Annotated in this window: 22 protein-coding genes; 13 read left to right on the forward strand and 9 right to left on the reverse strand. The window is 74.5% G+C overall.

All coding sequences use genetic code 11. From position 1 onward, the window contains the following. The first annotated feature begins 7 nt into the window (after positions 1-7). From HOP40_RS12650 to HOP40_RS12660, 3 genes are all read left to right on the forward strand, one after another. The gene (locus tag HOP40_RS12650; protein ID WP_172157970.1) at positions 8-406 is read left to right on the forward strand and encodes a MerR family transcriptional regulator; all 399 of its coding nucleotides are present in this window, start codon (positions 8-10) and stop codon (positions 404-406) included. After that, on the forward strand, positions 403-738 hold the full coding sequence (locus HOP40_RS12655; protein WP_172157973.1) for a thioredoxin family protein: 336 nt from the start codon (positions 403-405) through the stop codon (positions 736-738). The genes HOP40_RS12650 and HOP40_RS12655 overlap by 4 nt, the downstream gene beginning before the upstream one ends. A gap of 110 nt (positions 739-848) precedes the next feature. Further along, positions 849-4184 (forward strand): error-prone DNA polymerase, encoded by a 3336-nt coding sequence (locus tag HOP40_RS12660; protein ID WP_172157976.1) that lies wholly within the window; start codon positions 849-851, stop codon positions 4182-4184. Between the two features lie 69 nt (positions 4185-4253). Here the strand turns inward: HOP40_RS12660 and HOP40_RS12665 are convergent, their stop codons facing one another. Continuing rightward, positions 4254-4883 carry a GPR1/FUN34/YaaH family transporter gene (locus tag HOP40_RS12665; RefSeq protein ID WP_172157979.1) on the reverse strand — a complete coding sequence of 210 codons (630 nt, stop codon included), beginning with the start codon at positions 4881-4883 and terminating at the stop codon, positions 4254-4256. A 178-nt stretch (positions 4884-5061) separates the two neighbouring features. On the opposite strand from HOP40_RS12665, the gene HOP40_RS12670 reads away from it, so the two are divergent. Genes HOP40_RS12670 through HOP40_RS12685 form a run of 4 tightly spaced genes read left to right on the forward strand, consistent with a single transcriptional unit; the run spans position 5062 to position 8062 of the window. After that, positions 5062-5916, forward strand: a complete 855-nt coding sequence (locus tag HOP40_RS12670; protein WP_172157981.1) for a bifunctional methylenetetrahydrofolate dehydrogenase/methenyltetrahydrofolate cyclohydrolase — start codon at positions 5062-5064, stop codon at positions 5914-5916. 1 nt (position 5917) lies between these two features. Further along, complete coding sequence (locus tag HOP40_RS12675) at positions 5918-6199, forward strand: DUF3017 domain-containing protein (protein ID WP_172157983.1); 282 nt, start codon at positions 5918-5920, stop codon at positions 6197-6199. After that, entirely contained in the window at positions 6177-6734 is a 558-nt protein-coding gene (locus HOP40_RS12680) for a carboxymuconolactone decarboxylase family protein (protein WP_172157986.1), read from the forward strand. The genes HOP40_RS12675 and HOP40_RS12680 overlap by 23 nt, the downstream gene beginning before the upstream one ends. Next, positions 6731-8062 carry a DUF2252 domain-containing protein gene (locus HOP40_RS12685; protein WP_172157989.1) on the forward strand — a complete coding sequence of 444 codons (1332 nt, stop codon included), beginning with the start codon at positions 6731-6733 and terminating at the stop codon, positions 8060-8062. The genes HOP40_RS12680 and HOP40_RS12685 overlap by 4 nt, the downstream gene beginning before the upstream one ends. 7 nt (positions 8063-8069) lie before the next feature. Here the strand turns inward: HOP40_RS12685 and HOP40_RS12690 are convergent, their stop codons facing one another. From HOP40_RS12690 to HOP40_RS12705, 4 genes are all read right to left on the reverse strand, one after another. Beyond that, entirely contained in the window at positions 8070-9011 is a 942-nt protein-coding gene (locus HOP40_RS12690; RefSeq protein ID WP_172157992.1) for an ABC transporter ATP-binding protein, read from the reverse strand. Beyond that, a complete protein-coding gene (locus tag HOP40_RS12695) occupies positions 9008-9829 on the reverse strand; it encodes an ABC transporter permease (RefSeq protein ID WP_240157643.1) in 822 nt (273 codons plus the stop codon). The genes HOP40_RS12690 and HOP40_RS12695 overlap by 4 nt, the downstream gene beginning before the upstream one ends. Beyond that, entirely contained in the window at positions 9822-10607 is a 786-nt protein-coding gene (locus HOP40_RS12700) for an ABC transporter permease (RefSeq protein ID WP_172157995.1), read from the reverse strand. Before HOP40_RS12700 ends, HOP40_RS12695 begins: the two co-directional genes overlap by 8 nt. A gap of 146 nt (positions 10608-10753) precedes the next feature. After that, positions 10754-12913: an NADP-dependent isocitrate dehydrogenase gene (locus tag HOP40_RS12705; protein ID WP_172157998.1), complete on the reverse strand. Its 2160-nt coding sequence runs from the start codon at positions 12911-12913 to the stop codon at positions 10754-10756. Positions 12914-13011: 98 nt separating this feature from the next. On the opposite strand from HOP40_RS12705, the gene HOP40_RS12710 reads away from it, so the two are divergent. From HOP40_RS12710 to HOP40_RS12725, 4 genes are read left to right on the forward strand one after another with little or no spacing between them, the layout of a single operon-like run. Further along, entirely contained in the window at positions 13012-13347 is a 336-nt protein-coding gene (locus HOP40_RS12710) for an SH3 domain-containing protein (RefSeq protein WP_172158026.1), read from the forward strand. A gap of 27 nt (positions 13348-13374) precedes the next feature. Further along, on the forward strand, positions 13375-14163 hold the full coding sequence (locus HOP40_RS12715; protein ID WP_205347170.1) for an exodeoxyribonuclease III: 789 nt from the start codon (positions 13375-13377) through the stop codon (positions 14161-14163). Then, positions 14163-15539, forward strand: coding sequence for a serine/threonine-protein kinase (locus HOP40_RS12720; protein WP_172158031.1), 1377 nt, complete (start codon positions 14163-14165; stop codon positions 15537-15539). Before HOP40_RS12715 ends, HOP40_RS12720 begins: the two co-directional genes overlap by 1 nt. Next, positions 15536-16018: a YbaK/EbsC family protein gene (locus HOP40_RS12725; RefSeq protein WP_172158034.1), complete on the forward strand. Its 483-nt coding sequence runs from the start codon at positions 15536-15538 to the stop codon at positions 16016-16018. The genes HOP40_RS12720 and HOP40_RS12725 overlap by 4 nt, the downstream gene beginning before the upstream one ends. Before the next feature lie 16 nt (positions 16019-16034). Here the strand turns inward: HOP40_RS12725 and HOP40_RS12730 are convergent, their stop codons facing one another. Continuing rightward, positions 16035-16661 (reverse strand): dihydrofolate reductase family protein, encoded by a 627-nt coding sequence (locus HOP40_RS12730; RefSeq protein ID WP_172158037.1) that lies wholly within the window; start codon positions 16659-16661, stop codon positions 16035-16037. A 76-nt stretch (positions 16662-16737) separates the two neighbouring features. Next, the gene (locus HOP40_RS12735) at positions 16738-17430 is read right to left on the reverse strand and encodes a CE1 family esterase (RefSeq protein ID WP_172158040.1); all 693 of its coding nucleotides are present in this window, start codon (positions 17428-17430) and stop codon (positions 16738-16740) included. 78 nt (positions 17431-17508) lie between these two features. Between HOP40_RS12735 and HOP40_RS12740 the strand changes: the two genes are divergently transcribed. Then, entirely contained in the window at positions 17509-20100 is a 2592-nt protein-coding gene (locus tag HOP40_RS12740) for a bifunctional FO biosynthesis protein CofGH (RefSeq protein ID WP_172158041.1), read from the forward strand. Positions 20101-20165: 65 nt separating this feature from the next. Further along, positions 20166-20330: a hypothetical protein gene (locus HOP40_RS12745; RefSeq protein WP_172158042.1), complete on the forward strand. Its 165-nt coding sequence runs from the start codon at positions 20166-20168 to the stop codon at positions 20328-20330. A 39-nt stretch (positions 20331-20369) separates the two neighbouring features. Here HOP40_RS12745 and HOP40_RS12750 read toward each other — a convergent pair whose 3' ends face one another. Further along, entirely contained in the window at positions 20370-21809 is a 1440-nt protein-coding gene (locus tag HOP40_RS12750; protein ID WP_172158043.1) for a carotenoid oxygenase family protein, read from the reverse strand. Positions 21810-21839: 30 nt separating this feature from the next. Next, positions 21840-22475, reverse strand: a complete 636-nt coding sequence (locus HOP40_RS12755; protein ID WP_172158044.1) for a DUF998 domain-containing protein — start codon at positions 22473-22475, stop codon at positions 21840-21842. Between the last annotated feature and the right edge of the window lie 35 nt (positions 22476-22510).

Here is a 22510-nt window from a genome sequence, read left to right on the forward strand (position 1 = left end):
TCGGCTCGTGCGGATCGGGGAGCTGGGACGACGGGTCGGCGTGAGCACGCGGACGCTGCGGCACTACGAGTCGCTCGGGCTGCTGCCCGCGCGGCGCGACACCCACGGCTACCGCGACTACGACGACGCCGACGAGCGCGCCGTCGTCGAGATCCGGTCGCTGGTGGCGCTGGGGTTCGCGCTCGAGGAGACCCGTCCCTTCGTCGAGTGCCTGCGCGCCGGGCACGCGGTCGGCGGGAGCTGCCCGGACTCCATCGCGGTGTACCGGGCCAAGCTCGCCGAGGTCGACGCCTGGCTGGCGCGGCTGCACGGCGTCCGCACCGAGCTGCAGGACCAGCTGCACGCCGCCCTGCTCGCCCGCGCACCCGCGCCGCGGTGCGACCTCGACCCCCCGGAGGAACCATGATCACCGTCACCGACGCCACCTTCGACGCGCTCGTGCTGGCTGCGGAGCTGCCCGTGCTGCTCGACTTCACCGCCGACTGGTGCCCGCCGTGCCGGATGATCGAGCCGGTGCTGCGCGAGATCGCGGCCGAGCAGGAGGGGCGGCTCGTCGTCGCCCGGCTCGACGTCGACGCGAACCCGCTGACCGCCCGCGCCGCCGGGGTCATGGGCATGCCGACGCTGAGCCTCTACGTCGACGGGCGGGTGGTGGCGCAGGTCGTCGGCGCCCGGCCGAAGGCGGCCCTGCTGCGGGCGGTCGAGCCGCACCTCCCGGCCCCGGCCCCGGCGCGGTAGGACGACTCGCCGGGCGCCGGCGGCGAACTCGCCGGGCGGTATCGGCGAACTCGCGGGGATGTGACCGGCTCACCGTTGAGTCCGCGTCGAACGTGTGTTCGACTGGACCGATGGCGTGGAGCAACCCCGACGTCCCGTGGTCGGAGCTGGAGGCGGCGCTGTCCGGGCGCCCGCGCGACGGCGGCAGCCTCACGGGGAAGACCGAACCCGACGGCGGCGACGGCCCGGCGTGGTCGCGCAAGCGCGGGCCCTACGAGCCGCCCGACCTGGAGCGCCCGCAGGGGCACGTCCCGTTCGCCGAGCTGCACTGCCACTCCAACTTCAGCTTCCTCGACGGCGCGAGCCACCCCGAGGAGCTGGTCGAGCAGGCCGCCCGCCTCGGCCTCGACGCGCTCGCGCTCACCGACCACGACGGCATGTACGGCGTGGTGCGCTTCGCCGAGGCCGCGGCCGAGGTGGGCGTCGCCACGGTGTTCGGCACGGAGCTGAGCCTGGGCCTGTCCGCCCCGCAGAACGGCGTGGCCGACCCCGAGGGCGGGCACCTGCTGCTGCTCGCGCTGGGCCCCGACGGCTACCGCGCGCTGTGCCGCACCGTCAGCGCCGCGCAGCTGCGGGGGCGGGAGAAGGGGCGCCCGGTGTACGACCTCGACGAGGTCGTCGCCGACACCGCGGGGAAGGTGCTGGCGCTGACGGGCTGCCGGAAGGGGTCGGTGCGCCGGGCGCTCGACACCGGCGGCGACCCGGAGAAGGAGCTGCGCCGGCTCGTCGAGATGTTCGGGGCCGACCACGTGGCCGTCGAGCTCACCCACCAGGGCCTGCCCACCGACACCGGCCGCAACGACGCGCTGGCCGCCCTGGCCGCCGACGCCCGCCTGCCCGTGATCGCCTCGACGGCCGCCCACTACGCCACGCGCGAGCGGTTCCCGCTGGCCACGGCGCTGGCCGCGGTCCGCTCCCGGCGCAGCCTCGACGAGATCGACGGCTGGCTGCCCCCGGCCGGCACCGCCCACCTGCGCTCGGGCGCGGAGATGGCGGCCCGGTTCGAACCGCGGTATCCCGGCGCGGTGGCCCGCGCGGCGGAGCTCGGACGCGCGTGCGCGTTCTCGATCCGGCTGGTGGCGCCCGACCTGCCGCCGTTCCCGGTGCCCCCGGGGGAGACCGAGGCGAGCTGGCTGCGGCAGCTCACCCGGCGCGGGGTGGCCGAGCGCTACGGCAGCCACTCCGAGTACCCGCGGGCCGTCGACACGGTCGACCGCGAGCTGGCGATCATCGAGGAGAAGAACTTCCCCGGCTACTTCCTGATCGTCCACGACATCGTGCAGTTCTGCCGCCGCGCCGACATCCTCTGCCAAGGCCGGGGCTCGGCCGCGAACTCGGCGGTCTGCTACGCCCTGGGCATCACCAACGTCGACGCCGTCGCCATGGGCCTGCTGTTCGAGCGGTTCCTCTCGCCCGCGCGCGAGGGCTACCCCGACATCGACCTCGACATCGAGTCCGGCCGCCGCGAGGAGGTGATCCAGTACGTCTACGCCACGCACGGGCGCTCCTGCGCCGCCCAGGTGGCCAACGTGATCACCTACCGGCCGCGGTCGGCGGTGCGCGACATGGCGGGCGCGCTGGGGTTCTCGCCCGGCCAGCAGGACGCGTGGAGCAAGCGGATCGAGGGCTGGCACGGGTCGCCGGTCGTCGCGGGGATGCCCGGGCAGGTCGGCGAGCTGGCCGGGCAGCTGCTCGGCTTCCCCCGCCACCTCGGCATCCACTCCGGCGGCATGGTCATCTGCGACCGGCCGGTGTCGGAGGTCGTGCCCGTCGAGTGGGCGCGGATGGAGGGCCGCACCGTCGTCCAGTGGGACAAGGACGACTGCGCCTACGCCGGGCTGGTCAAGTTCGACCTGCTCGGGCTGGGCATGCTCACCGCGCTGCACCTGATGATCGACCTCGTCGCCGAGCACACAGGGGAGCGGGTCGAGCTGCACCGGCTGCAGCCCACCGACCCCGAGGTCTACGCGATGCTGCAGCGCGCCGACTCCGTCGGGGTGTTCCAGGTGGAGTCCCGCGCGCAGATGGCCACGCTGCCCCGGCTCAAGCCGCGCACCTTCTACGACCTGGTCGTCGAGATCGCGCTGATCCGCCCCGGCCCGATCCAGGGCGGCTCGGTGCACCCCTACATCCGCCGGCGCAACGGGCTCGAGGAGTGGGAGCACGACCACCCCCTGCTGCGGAACGCGCTGGAGAAGACGCTCGGGGTGCCGCTGTTCCAGGAGCAGCTGATGCAGGTGGCCGTCGACGTCGCCGGGTTCTCCGCGGGCGACGCCGACGAGCTGCGCCGCGCGATGGGCTCCAAGCGCTCCACCGAGAAGATGGAGAAGCTGCGCGCCCGGTTCTTCGACGGGATGGCGGCCAACGGGATCACCGGCGAGGTCGCCGACGGGATCTTCACCAAGATGCTGGCCTTCGCCAACTTCGGCTTCCCGGAGAGCCACTCGATCAGCTTCGCGTCGCTGGTCTACTACAGCGCCTGGTTCAAGCGGTACCACCCGGCCGCGTTCTGCGCGGCGCTGCTCAACTCGCAGCCGATGGGCTTCTACTCGCCGCAGTCGCTCGTCGCCGACGCCCGCCGGCACGGCGTGCTCGCCCGCGGTCCGGACGTCAACCGCGGCCGGGCCGAGGCCCTGCTCGAGCCCGACCCGCTCAGCACCGGCGGGTTCGCGGTCCGCCTGGGCACCGCGGAGGTGCGCGGGATCGGCACCGACCTGGCCGAGCTGATCGACGCCGAGCGCGACCTGCGCGGCCCCTACCGCGACCTGGCCGACCTCTCCCGGCGCGTCCGGCTCACCGGCCCGCAGGCCGAGGCGCTGGCCACGGCGGGCGCGTTCGGCTGCTTCTCCCGGGGTGACCGGACGCTGGACCGCCGCTCCGCGCTGTGGGCCGCGGGCGTGGTGGCGTCGGTGCGCCCCGACCAGCTCCCGGGCAGCGCGGTGGGGCTCGACGCGCCCCCGCTGCCCGGGATGAGCGACGTCGAGCTCACCGTCGCCGACGTCTGGGCCACCGGCGTCTCCCCGGACAGCCACCCGGTGCAGCACCTGCGCGAGCGCCTCGACCGCCTCGGCGCGGTGCGCATCGACCGGCTCGCCGACCTCGACCCCCCGAGCGACCCCGAGCGCCGCCCGCCGCGCGTGCTCGTCGGCGGGGTCGTCACGCACCGGCAGCGCCCGGCCACCGCGAAGGGCGTCACGTTCCTCAACCTGGAGGACGAGAGCGGCATGCTCAACGTCACCTGCTCGGAGGGGCTGTGGGCGCGCTACCGCACGGTGGCCGTCGGCAGCGCCGCGCTGCTGGTGCGCGGGCGGCTGGAGCGCAGCGAGGAGGGGGTGCTCAACCTCGTCGCCGACCGGCTGCAGCGCCTGGAGCTGGCGGTGGCGGTGAAGAGCCGCGACTTCCGCTGAGCGGGCCCGGGCACGGCGCAGGCCCCGCCGCGGGGTGCGACGGGGCCTGCGCGTGGAGCGTGCGGTGGGTCAGCGCTGGATGGGGTTGCCCATCGACATCGCCTTGCCGCCGAGCTCCTGGCCCATCCCGTCGACCCAGATGTAGGCGAAGATCGCGCAGAACACGAACACGGAGACGCCCGCCAGGGTGCCGAAGATCGCGGTACCGGTGAGGACGAAGGCCAGCACGAGCGCCACCGCGATGCTGACGAAGATGAAGCCCGCGCTGAAGGCCAGCGGCAGGCGCAGCGTGGACAGCGTGAGCGCCACGAAGACGATCAGCCACGCGAGCAGGTAGGTGGGCAGGGGGGTGCTGGTCGCGGTGAGCGCGAACCAGCCGTTGGTGACGCCGGCCAGCAGCACGCCGAGGCTGAACCAGAACGCCGAGAACGTGCCGAAGATCGCGGACACGGCGCTCGCGCCGAGCCGGGCCGCCCAGATGCAGGAGATCATCAGGAACAGGCCGTTGGAGAACACCAGCGCCGGGATGATCCCGCCGACGTCGCCGGCCGGCAGGTAGCCGACCAGCCAGAGGCCGAGGGACAGGGCGCCGGGCAGGAACGTGGCCAGACCCAGCAGTGCCGGGTTGCCTGCGGGGGCTGCCGGGGCGGGTGCCGCGGCCGCGTGCGCGCCGGACTGGACGTCGCTCTCCACACTCATGGACCAAAGCCTCTCGTCGGTGGAATCCCGGCATCGTTGCCGGTCACGGCGCCGGTTGTGCGCGGCGTCACACGGATTACACACCTGCCCGATAGGCCAGAAGGGCTACCTGTACCGGAATGAGACACCGTGACCGCACCGAGATCAGGGCGTCGGACCGTCTGGAAGGATGGCGGGCGTGACGGCGACGGTGATGGACGGCAGGGCCACATTGGACGCGATCCTGGAGGAGCTGTCCGGGCGCGTCGAGAAGCTCACGGCCGCGGGGGCGACGCCGGGGCTCGGCACGGTCCTCGTGGGCGACGACCCGGGCTCGCACTCCTACGTCCGGGGCAAGCACCGCGACTGCGCCAAGGTGGGCATCACCTCGCTGCAGCGCGAGCTGCCGGCCGACGCCACGCAGGCGCAGGTCGAGGCCGTCATCGACGAGCTCAACGCCGACCCGACCTGCACCGGCTTCATCGTGCAGCTGCCCCTGCCCCGCGGCCTCGACTCCGGGGCCGCGCTGGAGCGGGTCGACCCGGACAAGGACGCCGACGGCCTGCACCCCACGAACCTCGGGCGCCTCGTGCTCGGCGAGCCCGGCCCGCTGCCGTGCACCCCGCGCGGCATCGTCGAGCTGTGCGCGCGCTACGGCGTGGAGCTCGCGGGCAGGCGGGTCACGGTCGTCGGGCGCGGGGTCACGGTCGGGCGCCCGCTGGGCCTGCTGCTCACCCGCCGCGCGGAGAACGCCACCGTCACGCTGTGCCACACGGGCACCCGTGACCTGGCCGCCGAGGTGCGCCGCGCCGACGTCGTGGTCGCCGCGGCCGGCGTGCGCGGGCTGATCACCGCCGACATGGTCGCCCCCGGCGCCACCGTCCTGGACGTGGGCGTCTCGCGCACCGAGCTGGGGCTCGTCGGCGACGTCGCCCCCGAGGTCGCCGAGGTCGCCGGGAAGCTCGCGCCGATGCCCGGCGGCGTCGGCCCGATGACGCGCGGGATGCTGCTGACCAACGTGGTCGAGGCGGCCGAGAAGGCCGTGCGGGGCTGAGGTGCGCACCCGGCTGCCGGTCTGGGCGCCCACCGCGCTCGTGCTGCTGATCGCGGCCGCGGGCCTGGTCCGCGTGCTGATGGAGCACTGGCGCCAGGGCGGGGTGCTGCTCGGCGGTGCGCTGCTCGTCGCGGCGGTCCTGCGGGTGGCGCTCCCGCCCGAGCAGGCCGGGCTGCTCGTGATCCGCAGCCGCGTGCTCGACGTCGTCTGCTACGTCGTGCCGGGCATCGTCATGGTGCTCCTCGCCGTCACGATCACCCGTGGCCAGCTCACCCTCGCCTGAGCCGGCGCGGCGCCTGCCCGCGCTGCGCCCCGGCGACCTCGACGACGCGCAGCGCGCGCTGCGGGAGCGGCTGCTGACCCCGGCCGGGCGGGTCGAGGTGGCCGCCGACGGCACCCTGCACGGCCCGTTCGACGCGATGCTGCGCGCGCCCCGCAGCGGCGCGGCGCTGCAGGCGCTGGGCGCGGCGCTGCGCTACGACGGCGTGCTGCCCGACCGGGTGCGCGAGCGGGCGGTCCTGGCCGTGGCCGCGCACCACCGCAGCGCCTACGAGTGGTACGCGCACGCCCCCGTCGCCGCGGCGCTGGAGGTGCTCGACCCGCACGCCGAGCAGGTGGCCGTCGACGCCGTCACGGAGCTGCTGCGCGACGGCGACCTCACCGACGGCACCTGGGCCCGGGCCGTCGAGGCGCTCGGCGAGGCGGGCGCCGTCGAGCTGACCACCCTCGTCGGCTACTACTCCCTGCTCGCCCTGCAGATGCGCGTCCTGCGCGTGCCGCTCCCGGACGGGGCCCCACCGGCTACGTTCGGCGCATGACCGACCGATCGGCACGCATCGTCGACACGCTGGTGGACGCGTTCGACGACCTCATGACGGCGAACCCGGCCGCCTTCCGCACGAAGTTCCGCAAGATGGCCGCCGACCCGTTCGCGTTCTACCGGGGCAGCGCCTGCCTCTTCTACGCCGACGTCGCCGAGATGGACGACCCGTGGGCCGACGAGAAGACCGCCAGGGTGTGGATCCAGGGCGACCTGCACGCCGAGAACTTCGGGACCTACATGGACGGCGACGGCGTCCTGGTCTTCGACGTCAACGACTTCGACGAGGCCTACGTCGGTCACTTCACCTGGGACGTCCTGCGCTTCGCGGCGAGCATGGCGCTGCTGGGCTGGCGCAAGGCGATCTCCGACGACGACATCACGACGCTGGTGCGCGGCTACGTGCGCGGCTACGTCGACCAGGTCCGGACGTTCGTCTCCAAGGACGACGACCGCGGCTTCGGGCTGAACCTGCGCACCGCCGAGGGAGCGGTCCGCCAGGTGCTGCAGCTCGCGCGGCTGCGCACCCGCGTCGACCTGCTCGAGGGGATGACCGAGACCGAGGGCTTCGACCGGATCCTGCGCGACGGTCCCGGCGTCCGCCGCCTCGACGACGACGAGCGGGCGGAGGTCGTCGACGCGTTCTCCCGGTACCTCGAGTCGATCCCGGAGTCCAAGCGCTTCCGCGGCGTCGCCTACACGATCAAGGACGTCGTGGGCCGCTCCGGCTTCGGCATCGGCAGCGCCGGGCTCCCGGCGTACACGGTGCTGATCGAGGGCCTCAACGAGGCGCTGGACAACGACGTCGTCGTGTCGATGAAGCAGGGCAACGTCGCCGCGCCGTCGCGCGTGGTCACCGACCCGGAGATCGCGGCGGCGTTCCAGCACCACGGCCACCGCACCGCGGTGTCGCAGCGCGCGCTGCAGGCCCACGCCGACCGGCTGCTGGGCTGGACCGACCTCGGCGGCGTCGGGTTCGTCGTCAGCGAGGTCTCGCCGTACGAGAACGACCTCGACTGGAGCAACCTCACCGAGCCCGACGAGATCGCCCCGGTCGTGGAGTACCTGGGCCGGGCGACGGCGAAGGTGCACTGCGTCGCCGACTCCGACGCCGACCACACGCTCGTCCCGTTCCAGACCGAGGACGCGATACTCGCGGTCGTCGACGGGAAGGAGGAGGAGTTCGCCGACTGGGTCGTCGACTTCGCCCACTCCTACGCCGCCCGCGTCCGCGAGGACCACGCGCTGTTCGTCGAGGCCTTCCGCGGCGGCGCGATCCCCGGGGTGGCGGCGTCGGCGACGCTGGAGGGGCAGGAGGTCGGCTGACCGGGGGTCAGGACGACGCGTAGAGCGTGCGCACCAGGTCCTCGATCGACGGTTCGTCCACGCCGACGTCGCGGATCTCCACGCGCCGGGCGACGTCGGCGATCAGCGCGGCGGCGGTGGTGGCGCCGGTGAACTCCAGGCGCTGGCGCAGCCCCTGCGCCTCCACGGCGACGTCGACGACCCCGGTCAGGCCGTGCAGCGGGCCCGCCGGCTCCACCAGCTCGACGACGAGCGTGCGGTGGCCCGCGAAGCGCCGCCGCAGCGTCGCGAGGTCGTCGTCGACGAGCACGCGGCCCCGGTCGATGACGACGACGCGCCGGCACAGCCGCTCGACGTCGGGCAGGTCGTGCGTGGTGAGCAGCAGCGTCACGTCGCCGCGCGCGTTGACCGCGGAGAGGAACGTGCGCAGCCGCTCCTTGCTGGCGAGGTCGAGCCCGATCGTCGGCTCGTCGAGGACGAGCAGCTCGGGGGAGTGCAGCAGGGCGGCGGTGACCTCGCCGCGCATGCGCTGGCCCAGCGAGAGCTGGCGGACCGGCGTGGCGAGGAACGCGGCCATGTCCAGCAGCTCGACGCACTCCTCGAGGCGCTCCCGGTGCCGCGCGGGCGGCACGCGGTGGATCGCGCCGTGCAGCGCGAAGCTCTCGGCCAGCGGCAGGTCCCACCACAGCTGGCTGCGCTGCCCGAACACCACGCCGATGCGCCGGGCCAGCGCCTTGCGCTCGCGCACGGGGTCGAGCCCGCAGACCCGCGCGGTCCCCGCACTGGGCACGAGCACGCCCGTCAGCATCTTGATCGTCGTCGACTTGCCGGCGCCGTTGGGCCCGAGGAAGCCGACGGCCTCGCCGCGGGCGACGTCGAGCGTCACGTCGGCGACGGCGGTGACCCGGGTGCGGCGCAGCCGGCTGCCGACCAGGAAGTCGCGGCCGAGCCCGTCCGTGGAGATGATCATGATCCCGTTCCCTGGTAGCGGCGGACCCCGGCCCGCCAGACGAGTGCCGCGGCGACCACGGTGAGGGCGGCGACCGGCGGCGCGCAGTACGGCAGCGCCGCCGGGAGGCCGAGCGGGTCGGTCCGGCCGAGCAGGGCCAGCGCCGGGAAGTAGGCGACGAACGCGCTCGGCACCGCGAAGCACAGCACGCGGCGCACCCACGGCCCGTAGACCGTGGCGGGGTAGGAGGTGGAGAAGTTCGAGCCGTAGGTGACGGAGTTGGAGAACTCGCGGCCGTCGACGACCCAGAACGACACGGTGTTGGCCGCGACCCAGACCGCGCCGAAGATCACCGCGCCGACCAGCGGCGCGGTGGCGGCCAGCAGCACCCGCACGGGCGTCCACTCGATCCCCGCCGTCGCGAGGGCGTGGGCCAGGACCGCGAGCCCGGCGCCGACCCGGCCCAGCCGCTTGAGGGCCACGTCGGCGGAGATGATCTGGGCCAGCGCGCCGAGCGGACGCAGCAGCAGCACGTCGAGCTCGCCGGTGCGGATGTGGTTCGCGAGCTCCTCGACCTGCCCGACGGCGAGGTCGGCGAGCCCGAACGCGGTGGCCGCGATCCCGTACATCACCAGCACCTCGTGGCGGGCGAACCCGCCCAGCTGCTCGACCTGCGTGAACACGACGAGGACCGCCACCAGCTCGATGCTCTGCCCGATCGTCTGCGCCACGACGTCGAGGGCGAACGAGGCGCGGTAGGACAGCTGGCTGCGGATGCGGGAGCCGACGATGCGGCGGTAGACGGCGCCGGTGGTGCCGGGCACCGCGGGGTCAGCCACCCTGCACCACCAGCCGCGCCGACCCGCGCCGCAGCACGAGCCGCCCGACGGCGAGCAGCAGCAGCGCCCACCCGGCCTGCGCGGCCAGCGCCCCGAACGGGTCGCCGCGCTCGGTGAACACGTCGATCGGGATCTGGAACAGCGACGGGGCGGGGGTCCAGGCGAGCGCCGCCTGCGCCGCGGCCGGGAACCAGGCCAGCGGGATGACCAACCCGGACAGCACCCCGCCGGCCACGCCCCACACCGCGAGCACGCCGCGCGCGTCGAGCAGCCAGAACGCGCTGGCGTTGAGCAGGAACCGCACCCCGAAGCTGACGACGACGGCGAGCACCACGGCCACCGCGAACAGCGCCCAGGTGGCGGGCCGCTCGGGCCAGCGGACCGGGAACAGCAGCGCGCCGAACGCCATCGGCGGGACCAGCCGGGAGAGCACGGCGAACCCGGCCCGGCCGAGGTCGGTGGCCAGCAGCGCGGCCTGCAGGTCCCACGGGCGGCCGAGGTCGACCACGACGTCGCCGGTGCGGACGCGGGTCGACAGCTCGGAGTCGCCCCACAGCAGCACGACGGTGAGCAGGCCCTGCCCGAGCCAGACGTAGGTGACGGCGACGGCGACGTCGTAGCCCGCGACGACCGGTCGCTCGGCGAGCACGGCGACCAGCACGGCGGCGCGCAGGAGGCCGAAGACGAGGTTCGTGGAGAGGCCCGCGAGAGCGGCCTGGCGGTAGGTGGCGTAGCGGCGGAATCCGGCGACGACGAGCTGCGGGTACGGCGCGAGCACGTCTGTCCACGTTACGGCGGGGCGCAACGGGTTAAGCGCGTCCCGGACGGCCTGCTCGGCGTCACCGGCCCCGGGATTGCAGGAAGGCCACCTTGATGACGCAAAGCGTCATGAAGGTGGCCTTCCTGCAACAGGGGGGCGGAGCGTCAGAACTCCGCCAGCGCCGCCGTGAACGTGGCGCTCGGCCGCATGACGGCGTCGGCCTTGGCCTTGTCGACGTGGTAGTACCCGCCGAGGTCGACCGGCTCGCCCTGCACCGCGTTCAGCTCGCCGACAATCGTCTCCTCGTCGGCGGCCAGGCGGGCGGCCAGGTCGGTGAACAGGCCCGCCAGCTCGGCGTCCTCGGTCTGCGCCGCGAGCGCCTGCGCCCAGTACAGCGCCAGGTAGAAGTGGCTGCCGCGGTTGTCGAGCTCGCCGACCTTGCGCGAGGGCGAGCGGCCCTCCTCCAGCAGCGTGCCGGTGGCGTCGTCGAGCGCCGTGCCCAGCAGCGCCGCGCGCGGGTTGTCGGTCTTGTCGCCGAGGAACTCCAGCGACACGGCCAGCGCGAGGAACTCGCCCAGGGAGTCCCACCGCAGGTGGTTCTCCTTGACGAGCTGCTGCACGTGCTTGGGGGCCGAGCCGCCGGCGCCGGTCTCGAACAGGCCGCCGCCGTTCATCAGCGGCACGATCGAGAGCATCTTGGCGCTGGTGCCCAGCTCCAGGATCGGGAAGAGGTCGGTGAGGTAGTCGCGCAGCACGTTGCCGGTGACCGAGATCGTGTCCTCGCCACGCTTGGCCCGCTCCAGGGTGTAGCGGGTGGCCGCGGCGACGTCGAGGACCTCGATGGTGAGGCCGTCGGTGTCGAGCTCGTCGAGCTGCGCCCGGACCTTCTTCAGCACCTCGGCGTCGTGGCCGCGGGTCTCGTCGAGCCAGAACACGGCGGGCGCGCCGGTGGCGCGGGCGCGGGACACGGCCAGCTCGACCCAGTTGCGGATCGGGGCGTCCTTGGTCTGGCAGGCGCGCCAGATGTCGCCCTCGGCGACCTCGTGCTCCAGCAGCGCGGTGCCGCCGGCGTCGACGACCCGGACGGTGCCCGCCGCCGGGATCTCGAACGTCTTGTCGTGGCTGCCGTACTCCTCGGCCTTCTGCGCCATCAGCCCGACGTTGGGCGTGGTGCCCATCGTGGTCGGGTCGAACGCGCCGTGCTCGCGGCAGAAGGCGACGGTCTCGGCGTAGAGCGCGGCGTAGGAGGAGTCCGGGATGACGTACTTGGTGTCCTGGAGCTCCCCGGCGGCGTTCCACATCTGCCCGGACGAGCGGATCGCGGCGGGCATCGAGGCGTCGATGATCACGTCGCTGGGCACGTGCAGGTTGGTGATGCCGCGGTCGGAGTCGACCATCGCGACCGGCGGGCCGGACTCGTAGGTGGCCGTGATGGCCTTCTCGATGGCCTCGCGCTTGTCGGTGGGCAGCTTCTCCAGCGCGGTGAGCACGCTGGCCAGGCCGTCGTTGGGGTTGGCGCCGACGGAGGCGAGGTCCTCGCCGTACTGCGCGAACACGTCGGCGAAGTAGGCGGTGACGGCGTGCCCGAACAGGATCGGGTCCGACACCTTCATCATCGTGGCCTTGAGGTGGACCGAGAACAGGACGCCGCGCTCGCGGGCGTCGGCCACCTGGGCGGCGAGGAACGCGTCGAGGGCCTCGCGGCGCATCACGGCGGCGTCGACGATCTCGCCCGTGACGACCGGCAGCGACTCCTTGAGCACCGTGACGGTGCCGTCGGCGGCGACGTGCTCGATGCGCAGCACGTCGTCGGCGCCGAGGGTGACCGAGCGCTCGGAGTGCCGGAAGTCGCCGTCCTCCATCGTGACGACGTGCGACGCCGAGTCGGACGACCACGCGCCCATCGAGTGCGGGTGCGCCTGCGCGAACCGCTTGACCGACGCGGGGGCGCGGCGGTCGGAGTTGCCCTCGCGCAGCACCGGGTTGACCGCGCTGCCCTTGACGGCGTCGTAGGCCTCGTGCGGGTAGTCGGGGACGTCGAAGCCGGCCTTCTGCAGCTCGACGATCGCGGCCTTGAGCTGCGGGATCGACGCGCTGACGTTCGGCAGCTTGATGATGTTGGCCTCGGGCGTCTTCGCCAGCTCGCCCAGCTCGGCGAGCGCGTCCGGGACGAGCCCGAACGCGGCCAGGATGCGGGCGGCCAGGGAGATGTCGCGGGTCTCGACGTCGACCCCCGCCTTGCCCAGGAACGCCTCGACCACCGGCAGCAACGAGTGCGTCGCCAGCGCCGGAGCCTCGTCCGTGTAGGTGTAGATGACCTTCATCGTCTGCGCGCCTGCCTCGGTGTCCGTGTTCGCGGGGTCCCCGACACGCTATCCCGTACGTCTGTCCTGATGTGGAGCGGACGGCTACCGTTGCCCCCGTGCCGCTGACCCTCAAGCGCCCGGACGTGGCGCTGTACCGCAGCTGGACCTTCGTCGTGATCCTCGGCGTCGTCCTCACGGTGCTGGCGCTGTTCGACCGCGGCACCGGCGAGGCGGGCGCCGACGGGTCCACCGGCTGCCAGCTGGAGGTCACCACCGACCAGCTCAACGTCCGCGCCGGGCCCGCGGAGCAGTCCGAGCTGCTGGGCACGCTGGTCCGCGGCGTCCTCGTCGACGGCACGACGAACGTCACCGACGGCTTCCGCGAGCTGGAGGACGGCCGCTTCGTGGCCGACGTCTACCTGACGCCCGTCCCCGGTACCGACTGCCGCTGAGCGAGGCCGATGGGGCAGTCTCACGACGTGCTCGTCGTCAGCTCCGTCAACGTCAACGGCATCCGCGCCGCCGCGGGGAAGGGGCTCGCGGCCTGGCTGGCCGCCACCCCCGCCGACGTCGTCTGCCTGCAGGAGACGCGCGCGCAGCCCGAGGAGGTCCCGGCCGGGCTGTTCGACGGCTGGCACGCCCGGCACGCCCCGTCGGAGGTGCGGGGCCGCAGCGGCGTCGCGATCCTCACCCGCGCCGAGCCCGGGGCCGCCCGCACCGGCATCGACGACGACGAGTTCGCCGGATCGGGCCGCTACCTCGAGGTCGACCTGCCCGGCGTCACGCTCGCGTCGCTGTACCTGCCCAACGGCACCGCCGGCACCCCGAAGCAGGACGAGAAGGACCGCTTCCTCGCCCGGTTCGCCCCCTACCTCGCGCTGCGCCGCGCCAAGGCCGCCGCCGAGGACCGCGAGGTGCTCGTGTGCGGCGACTGGAACATCGCCCCGGAGCAGGCCGACATCCGCAACTGGCGCGGCAACGTGAAGAACTCCGGGTTCCTGCCCCACGAGCGGGAGTGGATGGCCGCGCTGTTCGGCGAGGGCTGGGTCGACGTCGTGCGGGCGCAGCACCCCGGCGTCGACGGGCCGTACTCGTGGTGGTCCTACCGCGGCCGCGCCTTCGACAACGACACCGGCTGGCGCATCGACCACCACGTCGCGACGCCGGGGCTGGGCGCCCTCGCCCGGTCGGCCGTCGTGGAGCGCGCGCCGAGCCACGCCGAGCGCTGGTCGGACCACGCGCCGGTGACGGTGGTGTACGGCCCGTGATGCCCACCCGCGTCATCGGCGGCCGGTACGTCGTCCTGGGCGAGCTCGGCCGCGGCGGCATGGGGATCGTGTGGCGCGCGGAGGACCGCGTGATGGGCCGCCACGTCGCGGTCAAGGAGCTGCACCTGCCGCCCGGGCTGCCCGCGCAGGAGCGCCTGCTGTTCCGCGAGCGGCTGCTGCGCGAGGCGCGCACGGCGGGACGGCTCAACGACCCCGGCATCGTCACCGTCCACGACGTCGTCACCGACGACGGCGTCGACCACATCGTCATGGAGCTCATCGAGGCGCGGACGCTGACCGAGGTCGTCGCCGCCTCCGGCCCGCTCGACGAGCGCGCCGTCACCGCGATCGGCCGCGCGCTGCTCGCGGCGCTGCGGGTCGCCCACGAGGGCGGGGTCGTGCACCGCGACGTCAAGCCGAGCAACGTGATGCTGGCCGCCGACGGCCGCGTGAAGCTCACCGACTTCGGCATCGCCCAGGCCGCCGAGGACCCCCGGCTGACCACGACGGGCTCGATGATCGGGTCGCCGGGCTTCATGTCCCCCGAGCGGCTGGAGGGCGGTCCGGCCACGCCCGCGGCCGACCTGTGGGCGGTGGGCGCGACGCTGTTCCACGCCCTGCAGGGCCGCGGGCCGTACGACCGCGAGACCGCCGCCGCCACGATCTCCGCCGTCCTGCACGCCGACCCGCCGCCCGTGCGCACCCGCGGCCCGCTCGGCGCGGTCGTCACCGGGCTGCTGCAGCGCTCCCCGCAGGCCCGGCTGACCGGGGTGCAGGCCGAGGCGCTGCTCGCCTCGCCCGGCGGGGCGTCCCCGCCCCCGGACGTGCCGACGACCCCGCTCACCGCGCCGGCGCGCAGCCGGAGGCCGTGGCTGATCGCCGTCGGGGTGGCGCTCGTGGCGGGGCTGGTCGGCGGGCTCGTCGGGGGGTTCGCGCTGGCCCGGGCCGGCGACCCCGACGTGCGGACGCTCACCTACGGCGAGGGCGGCGACGTCCCCGTCTACGACGTCGCGTACCTCTACTGCCTGCAGGTCCGCCCCGACCCCGGCGTGCTGATCACGAGCAGCGCCACCGTCGACTGCGACGCCCCGCACGCCGCCGAGGTGTTCGCCGTCGTCGAGTCGTTCGGCACGCAGGAGGTCCTGCCCTACCCGGCGCGGCTGCCGGAGTTCGCCGCCGCGGCGTGCGCGATGCGCTTCGACTCCGGGCTGCTCGCCGACCGCGACGGCGTGCAGGTCACGGCGCTCCTGCCGGCGGAGGCGGAGTTCCGCCGCGACGGCGGCAGCGGCTCGTTCCAGGACCGCGACGTCTTCTGCCTGCTCACCACCACCGACGGCAGCCAGCTCACCGGCAGCCGCCTGACCCCGACGGGATGACCGTGCACCGCAACATCGAGCTCGTGACGGCCGCCCTGCTCGCGGGCGGCGCCGACCCGGCCCGCGTCTCCCGCCTGGTGGTGCTGCCCGACGCCGTCACCACGGCCGCGTCGGCGGCGGCCGCGCTCGGGGTCGAGGTCGGGCAGATCGCCAACTCCCTGGTGTTCGAGTGCGACGGCGAGCCGCTGCTGGTCCTCACCTCCGGCGCGCACCGCGTCGACACCGGGAAGGTGGCGGCGCTGCTCGGGGCGCAGCGGGTGCGGCGGGCGCCTGCCGGGTTCGTGCAGGCGGCCACCGGACAGGTCATCGGCGGCATCGCCCCCGTCGGGCACCCGGCGCCGCTGCGCACGCTCGTCGACCGCGCGCTCGCCGCCCACGACGAGGTGTGGGCCGCGGGCGGGGTGGCCCGCGCGGTGTTCCCGACGACGTTCGACGAGCTCGTCGCGGTCACCGGCGGGCAGCCCGCCGACGTGGCGTAGTGGCCGTCCGGGGGCCTCAGCGCCGGACCGCGTACCGCACGTGCACGGCGTGGGGCGAGTGGTGGACCGAGAGGACGTCGAGGTCGAGGTCGTGGTCGAAGCCCGCGAACAGCCGCTTCCCGCGGCCGAGGACGACGGGCGCGGTGGTGATCGCGAGCTCGTCGACGACCCCGGCCGCGAGCGCCTGCCGGATGACGTCCGCACCGCCCCCGACGATCACGCCGCCGCCGTCGCCGGCCTCCCGCCGGGCGGTGGCGAGCGCCTCCTCGAACCCGTCGACGAGGAGGAAGCCCGTGTCCGGATCGGGCGCGTCCGCGGTGCGGTGGGTGAGGACGACCAGGGTGCCGTCGAACGGGTTGCGACCGCCCCACGCGCCGGAGCTGTCGTACATCCCGCGGCCGCACAGGCCCGCGCTCGTCCCGTCGAGCAGGGCGTCGTAGTGCGCGCGGTCCTCGGCGGTCATGGCGGCGCCGGGCTCGGGGCCGCTCCCGTAGGTCCACGGTCCGCCCATCACCCAGTGGTGCAGCCGTTCCCCGCCGACGCCGAGCCCCTGCCCCGCGCGGTCGTCGGGACCGGTGATGAAGCCGTCGACGGACACGGTGATGGCGGCCTTCACAGGGCCGTGCCGCCCGGTGGTGCTCATGGGTCCTCCTGGTGCCGGTGGCGGGCGTGCCGGTCGCGGGTGCGACCACAGGGAGGACGACCGGCGCGGCCCCGGTTCATCGGTCCCCGGCCGTCCTGACCGCCGTCCGCAGGCGCTGCCACAGCACGTCGCCGGTGCCGGGGCGCCACTCGTGCCCGACGCCGGGCAGCACGATCCGCTCGGCGTCGGGGAACGGCGCGAGCGACTCGTCGAGCGAGGGGTAGTCGTACCCGGTGGTGCTGCGGGGGCCCACGCCGCCGTCGATCGGCACGGACAGGTCGGCGTCGCCGTGCACGGCGACCACCGCGACGGGCCCCGGGTCCGGGCAGGGCGCCACCAGCGCGCCCCCGACGACCCCGATGCCGGCCAGCGTCCGTGACCCGCACGCCCACGCGTAGGCCATCATCGCGCCGTTGGAGAACCCGACGGCGTAGACGCGGTCGGGGTCGACGCCGTCCTCGGCGACCATCCGCGCGACGAGAGCGTCGAGCCGGGCCACGTCGTCGACGCCCTGCTCGTGCGCCGCCCCGCAGCAGGCGCCGGCGTTCCAGGAACGCTCGACGCCGTCGGGATGGGCGACGAGGAGGCCCTCGAACGCGTCGAACCCGAAGTCGCGCGTGTCGCCGCCGGAGCCACCCAGCCCGTGCAGCACGACGACCAGGGGAGTGAGCATCGTCACGCCGGATCCGGCCGTCGCGGGGGAACAGGCGGAGGCCAGGATCGTCACCAGCGCCGCGGCGGCCGCCGCGCGCACCCTCCGTCGTCGCACCGGCGCCAGTGGACACCGCGCGGGGGCGGCTGTCGAGCGGTGGTCGACCGGACGCCGACCGCGACCTACTGTCTGGGCATGGCCGCCACGCTCCCCGAACCCGCCCCCACCGACGCCTCGCTGCGGCGGGCGCTGCGGCGGGTCCGCGACGGGGCCGTGCTCGACGTCGCCGAGGCCGCCGTCCTGCTCGCCGCCCGCGGCGACCAGCTCGACGAGCTCCTCGCCGCCGCGTCCCGCATCCGCGACGCCGGGCTGGTCGCCGAGGGCCGCCCGGGCGTCGTCACGTACTCGCGCAAGGTGTTCATCCCGCTCACGCGGCTGTGCCAGGACCGCTGCCACTACTGCACGTTCGCCACCGTGCCGCACAAGCTGCCCGCCGCGTTCCTCGAGCGCGACGAGGTGCTCGAGATCGCCCGCGCGGGCGCGGCGGCGGGGTGCAAGGAGGCGCTGTTCACCCTCGGTGACCGCCCCGAGGCGCGCTGGCCCGCCGCCCGCGAGTGGCTGGAGGAGCGCGGCTACGGCTCCACGCTGGAGTACGTCCGCGCCTGCGCGATCGCCGTGCTGGAGGAGACCGGGCTGCTGCCGCACCTCAACCCGGGCGTGCTGTCGTGGGAGGAGCTCACGCGGCTCAAGCCCGTGGCGCCGTCGATGGGGATGATGCTGGAGACCACGGCCACGCGGCTGTGGAGCGAGCCCGGCGGCCCGCACTACGGCAGCCCCGACAAGGAGCCCGCGGTCCGGCTGCGCACGCTGACCGACGCCGGGCGCGTCGGCGTCCCGTTCACCACGGGCATCCTCATCGGCATCGGGGAGAACCGCACCGAGCGCGCCGAGTCGATCTTCGCCATCCGGTCGGCCTCCCGCGCGGCGGGGCACGTCCAGGAGGTGATCGTCCAGAACTTCCGGGCGAAGCCGGACACCGCGATGGCGAACGACCCCGACGCCGACCTCGACGACCTCGCCGCGACCATCGCCGTCACCCGGATCGTGCTCGGGCCGAAGATGCGCGTGCAGGCCCCGCCCAACCTCGTCGGCGAGGAGTTCGCGCTGATGCTGCGCGCGGGCATCGACGACTGGGGCGGCGTCTCGCCCGTCACCGCCGACCACGTCAACCCCGAGCGCCCCTGGCCCGCGATCGACGAGCTCGCGACGCGGTCGCAGGCCGCCGGGTTCACGCTGCGCGAGCGGCTCACCGCCTACCCGCGCTACGTGCAGGCGGGTTCGCCGTGGATCGACACGCGGTTGCACGCGCACGTCGCCGCACTGGCCGGGCCCGACGGCCTGGCCGACGAGAGCGCCCTCGTCGTGGGCCGCCCGTGGCAGGAGCCCGACGGCGGGTTCGCCTCCACCGGCCGCACCGACCTGCACGCCTCCATCGACACCGACGGCCGCACCGAGGACCGCCGCGGCGACTTCGAGTCGGTCTACGGCGACTGGGACGAGCTCAAGGCGGAGCTGGCGGCGTCCCGGCAGGCGGCGCCCGAGCGGCTCGACTCCGACGTCCGCGCGGGGCTCGCGCTCGCCTCGTCCGACCCGGCCGCGCTGCTCGACCCGGCCCACCACGACGCCGCGATGGCGCTCGTCCTCGCCGACGGGGCCGCACTGGAGGAGCTGTGCCGCCTCGCCGACGACCTGCGCCGCGACGTCGTGGGCGACGAGGTCACCTACGTGATCAACCGCAACATCAACTTCTCGAACGTCTGCTACGTCGGCTGCCGGTTCTGCGCCTTCGCGCAGCGCGAGCGCGACGCCGACGCGTTCCGGCTCTCGCTCGACGAGGTGGCGGCCCGCGCCGTCGAGGCGGCCCGCGACGGCGCCACCGAGGTCTGCGTGCAGGGCGGCATCGACCCCCAGCTGCCCGTCACGTTCTACGCCGACCTCGTGCGCGCCGTGAAGGCCGCCGTCCCCGGCATGCACGTGCACGCGTTCTCGCCGATGGAGATCGTGTCGGCGGCCGCGAAGGCGGGCGTCTCGATCGAGGAGTGGCTCACCGAGCTGCGCGACGCCGGGCTGGGCTCGATCCCCGGCACGGCGGCGGAGATCCTCGACGACGAGGTCCGCTGGGTGCTCACGAAGGGCAAGCTGCCGGCGTCGCAGTGGCTGGAGGTCGTGGGCACCGCGCACCGCCTGGGCATCCCGTCGAGCTCCACGATGATGTACGGCCACGTCGACGAGCCCCGGCACTGGCTCGGGCACCTGCGCACGCTCGCCGCGCAGCAGGACCGCTCGCGCGAGGCGGGCGGGGCGGCGTTCACCGAGTTCGTGCCGCTGCCGTTCGTGCACCACAACGCGCCGATCTACCTGGCCGGCCTCGCCCGCCCCGGGCCCACCGAGCGCGACAACCGCGCCGTGCACGCCGTGGCCCGCCTCGCCCTGCACGGGCGGATCGACCACATCCAGTGCTCGTGGGTGAAGCTCGGCGACGACCTGTCGGCCGACATCCTGCGCGGCGGCGCCGACGACATGGGCGGCACGCTCATGGAGGAGACGATCAGCCGGATGGCGGGCTCGGAGAACGGCAGCGCCCGCACGGTCGTCGAGCTGGAGGCGATCGCGACGGCCGCCGGCCGCCCGGTGCGCCAGCGCACCACGACCTACGCGGGGCACCCGTCCCGCCTGGAGCCGTCGGCGTCCGCCGCGCCGCGCCTGCTCCCCCTCACCCCCGCCTGAGCGAACGGCACTCCCGCCCCACGGGGCTGGGCGGAAGTGCCGTTCGCCCCGCGTAGCGTGGGCTCATGGGTGTTCTGGGGAGTCTGTTTCCTGGTCCGGAGATCAGCGACGAGGGTGGCGAGTCCGGCGACGGCCAGCCGTGGCGGCTGGGGCCGATCGACCTGGAGAACGGCACGGTCGTGGTGCACCGGGCCGAGCCCGCGCCGGAGCCGTCGCCCGAGGACGAGTGACCCGTGAGCGGATACGAGTGCCCTGGCACTCGTATCCGCTCACGGGTGCGTGCGCAGCTGGTCGGCCCGTACCCACGTCGCGTGGAAGCCGACGGGCACCCGCTGGGGCAGCAGCACCCGCGCCACCGGGCCGGCCGTGATGTCGCTCGCGTCGAGGACCTCCACCTCGCTGCGGCCGGTGCGCTCGTCGGTCACGAACGACACCAGGTAGCCGTCGTCCTCGCGCGTGCTGCCGTCGCGCGGCGCGAACGGGGCCTCGCTGCCGTAGCGGCCCGGCCCGAACCGGTGGTCCTGGCGCTCCCCGGTGACGCGGTCGCGGCGCAGGAGGCCGTCGAACAGCACGGTCTCGGTGTCGGCGATGTGCACGCCGTAGGCGTAGCGCGCGGGCCGGCCGGTCAGCCGGGCGTCGATCGAGGGGAACTCGGTGTTGGCGTCGTCGAGCTGCGACTCGGTGGTGGTGCCGGTGGTGAGGTCGAAGACGTAGCGGTGCAGCCGGGCGTCGAGGCGCAGGTAGCCCAGCAGCTTGCCCAGCGGGCCGGGACGCGTCGGCTGCGGTTCCGGGCGGGTCACCCGGCACACGTCCATGACGATCGTCGCGCCGTCCTCGAACGCGTTGACCACGTGGTAGATGTAGCAGGGCTCCGCGGTGAACCAGCGCACCTCCGTGCCGCGGCGGGGCACCACCGCGAACCGTGACGGTGTGCCCCGGTCGAACGCGATCTTGTAGCGGCCCTCGCGGGCGGCCGCGGCGTCCTGGGTCAGCGGCAGGTCCATGAGGACCGAGAAGTTCTCGGTGATCGCCATGTCGTGCGGCAGCCGCGGGCCGGGCAGGTCGACCGTCGTCTCGTGCTCGATGCGGCCCGACGCGCCGACGACGCCGTAGCGCAGCAGCGGGTCGCGGGCGCCGTAGTCGAACCACATCAGCTCGCCGGTGGCCTCGTCGGACTTCGGGTGGGCCATGACGTCGCCGCGCAGCGTGCCCAGGAACGTCTCGGCGCCGATCGTCTCCAGCGACAGCGGGTCGAGGCTCATCGGCTGCCCGCACAGGTACCAGGTGGCGAGCACCCGCCCGTCGTGGTGGACGAGGTCGGTGTTGGCGCTGTCCTTGAACGGCAGCCCGCGCGCGGTGCCCACCGGGTTGCCGCGCGGGGACTCCATGACCCCGCTCCACAGCGCGCGCCCCGCGGCCTCCTCGGCCGTGAGCGCCGCGGTGCGGACGTAGCGGTTGCGGTAGCGGGCGGTGCCGTTCTCGAACGCCATCGCGTGGACCATGCCGTCGCCGTCGAACCAGTGGTAGCGGCCGGGGGCGGCGTAGCGGCGGTTGGGGCCGTTGCGCAGGTACACGCCGTTCAGGTCGCGCGGGATCTCCCCGACCACCTCGAGGTCCTCGGCCGTGATCTCGTCGCGCACGGGGGCGTGGACGCCGAGCAGGTACGGGTTGTCCCCGGTGCCGGTCTCGCGGGCGACGAACGTCGTCACGGCTCCTCCTCGAGCAGAGTGCGGCCGACGCTACGCGCGGGACGCCCCGCGACCCAGCAGGTCGGCCGACAGCCCGGCGACGAGGCCGAACTGGATCGCCGACGCGACGACCAGCCGGACGCTGAACGAGTCCGGGTCCGGCCACCCGACCACGGCGAACGCGGCCACCGCCGCCCCGGCCGTCGCCGCGGCCGCGCCCCACCGCCCGCGGGCGGCGAACCGGCGCGTGGACACGGCGGCCGCCGCCGTCCACCCCAGCACCGCCACGGCGAACCCGGCCTCGTGCAGCGCCCCGTGCCAGCTCGTCTCCGGCGCCCCCTCGGGCGCCCCGGCCGGAAACCCGGCTCCGGCGTCGGTGACGAACACGCCCGACAGCACGAGCCCGGCCCCGAACACCGCGACCAGCCGCGGCCCCCACGTGCCCGCCTCCGGCACGCGGCGCATGCCCGCCGCCGAGGCGACGACCAGCGCGCCCGACAGCACGAAGTTCGCCACCTGCACCCAGCCGCCCTCCCCGACGGCGAGCAGGCTCAGCGGGTGGCGGGCCAGGTCGAAGCCCTCGCGGGTGGCGGCCTGGACCAGCCCCGTCACCAGGAACAGCGGTCCGGCGGCGAGGCCCGCGGCCAGCAGCGGCCGGGCGGGTGCGGTGGTGGTCTGCGTGGTCATGGCGTCTCCTCCGGCGGCGCCCCTGCGGTGCCGCT

It is taken from the genome of Pseudonocardia broussonetiae (assembly GCF_013155125.1).
Taxonomy (GTDB): Bacteria; Actinomycetota; Actinomycetes; order Mycobacteriales; family Pseudonocardiaceae; genus Pseudonocardia; species Pseudonocardia broussonetiae.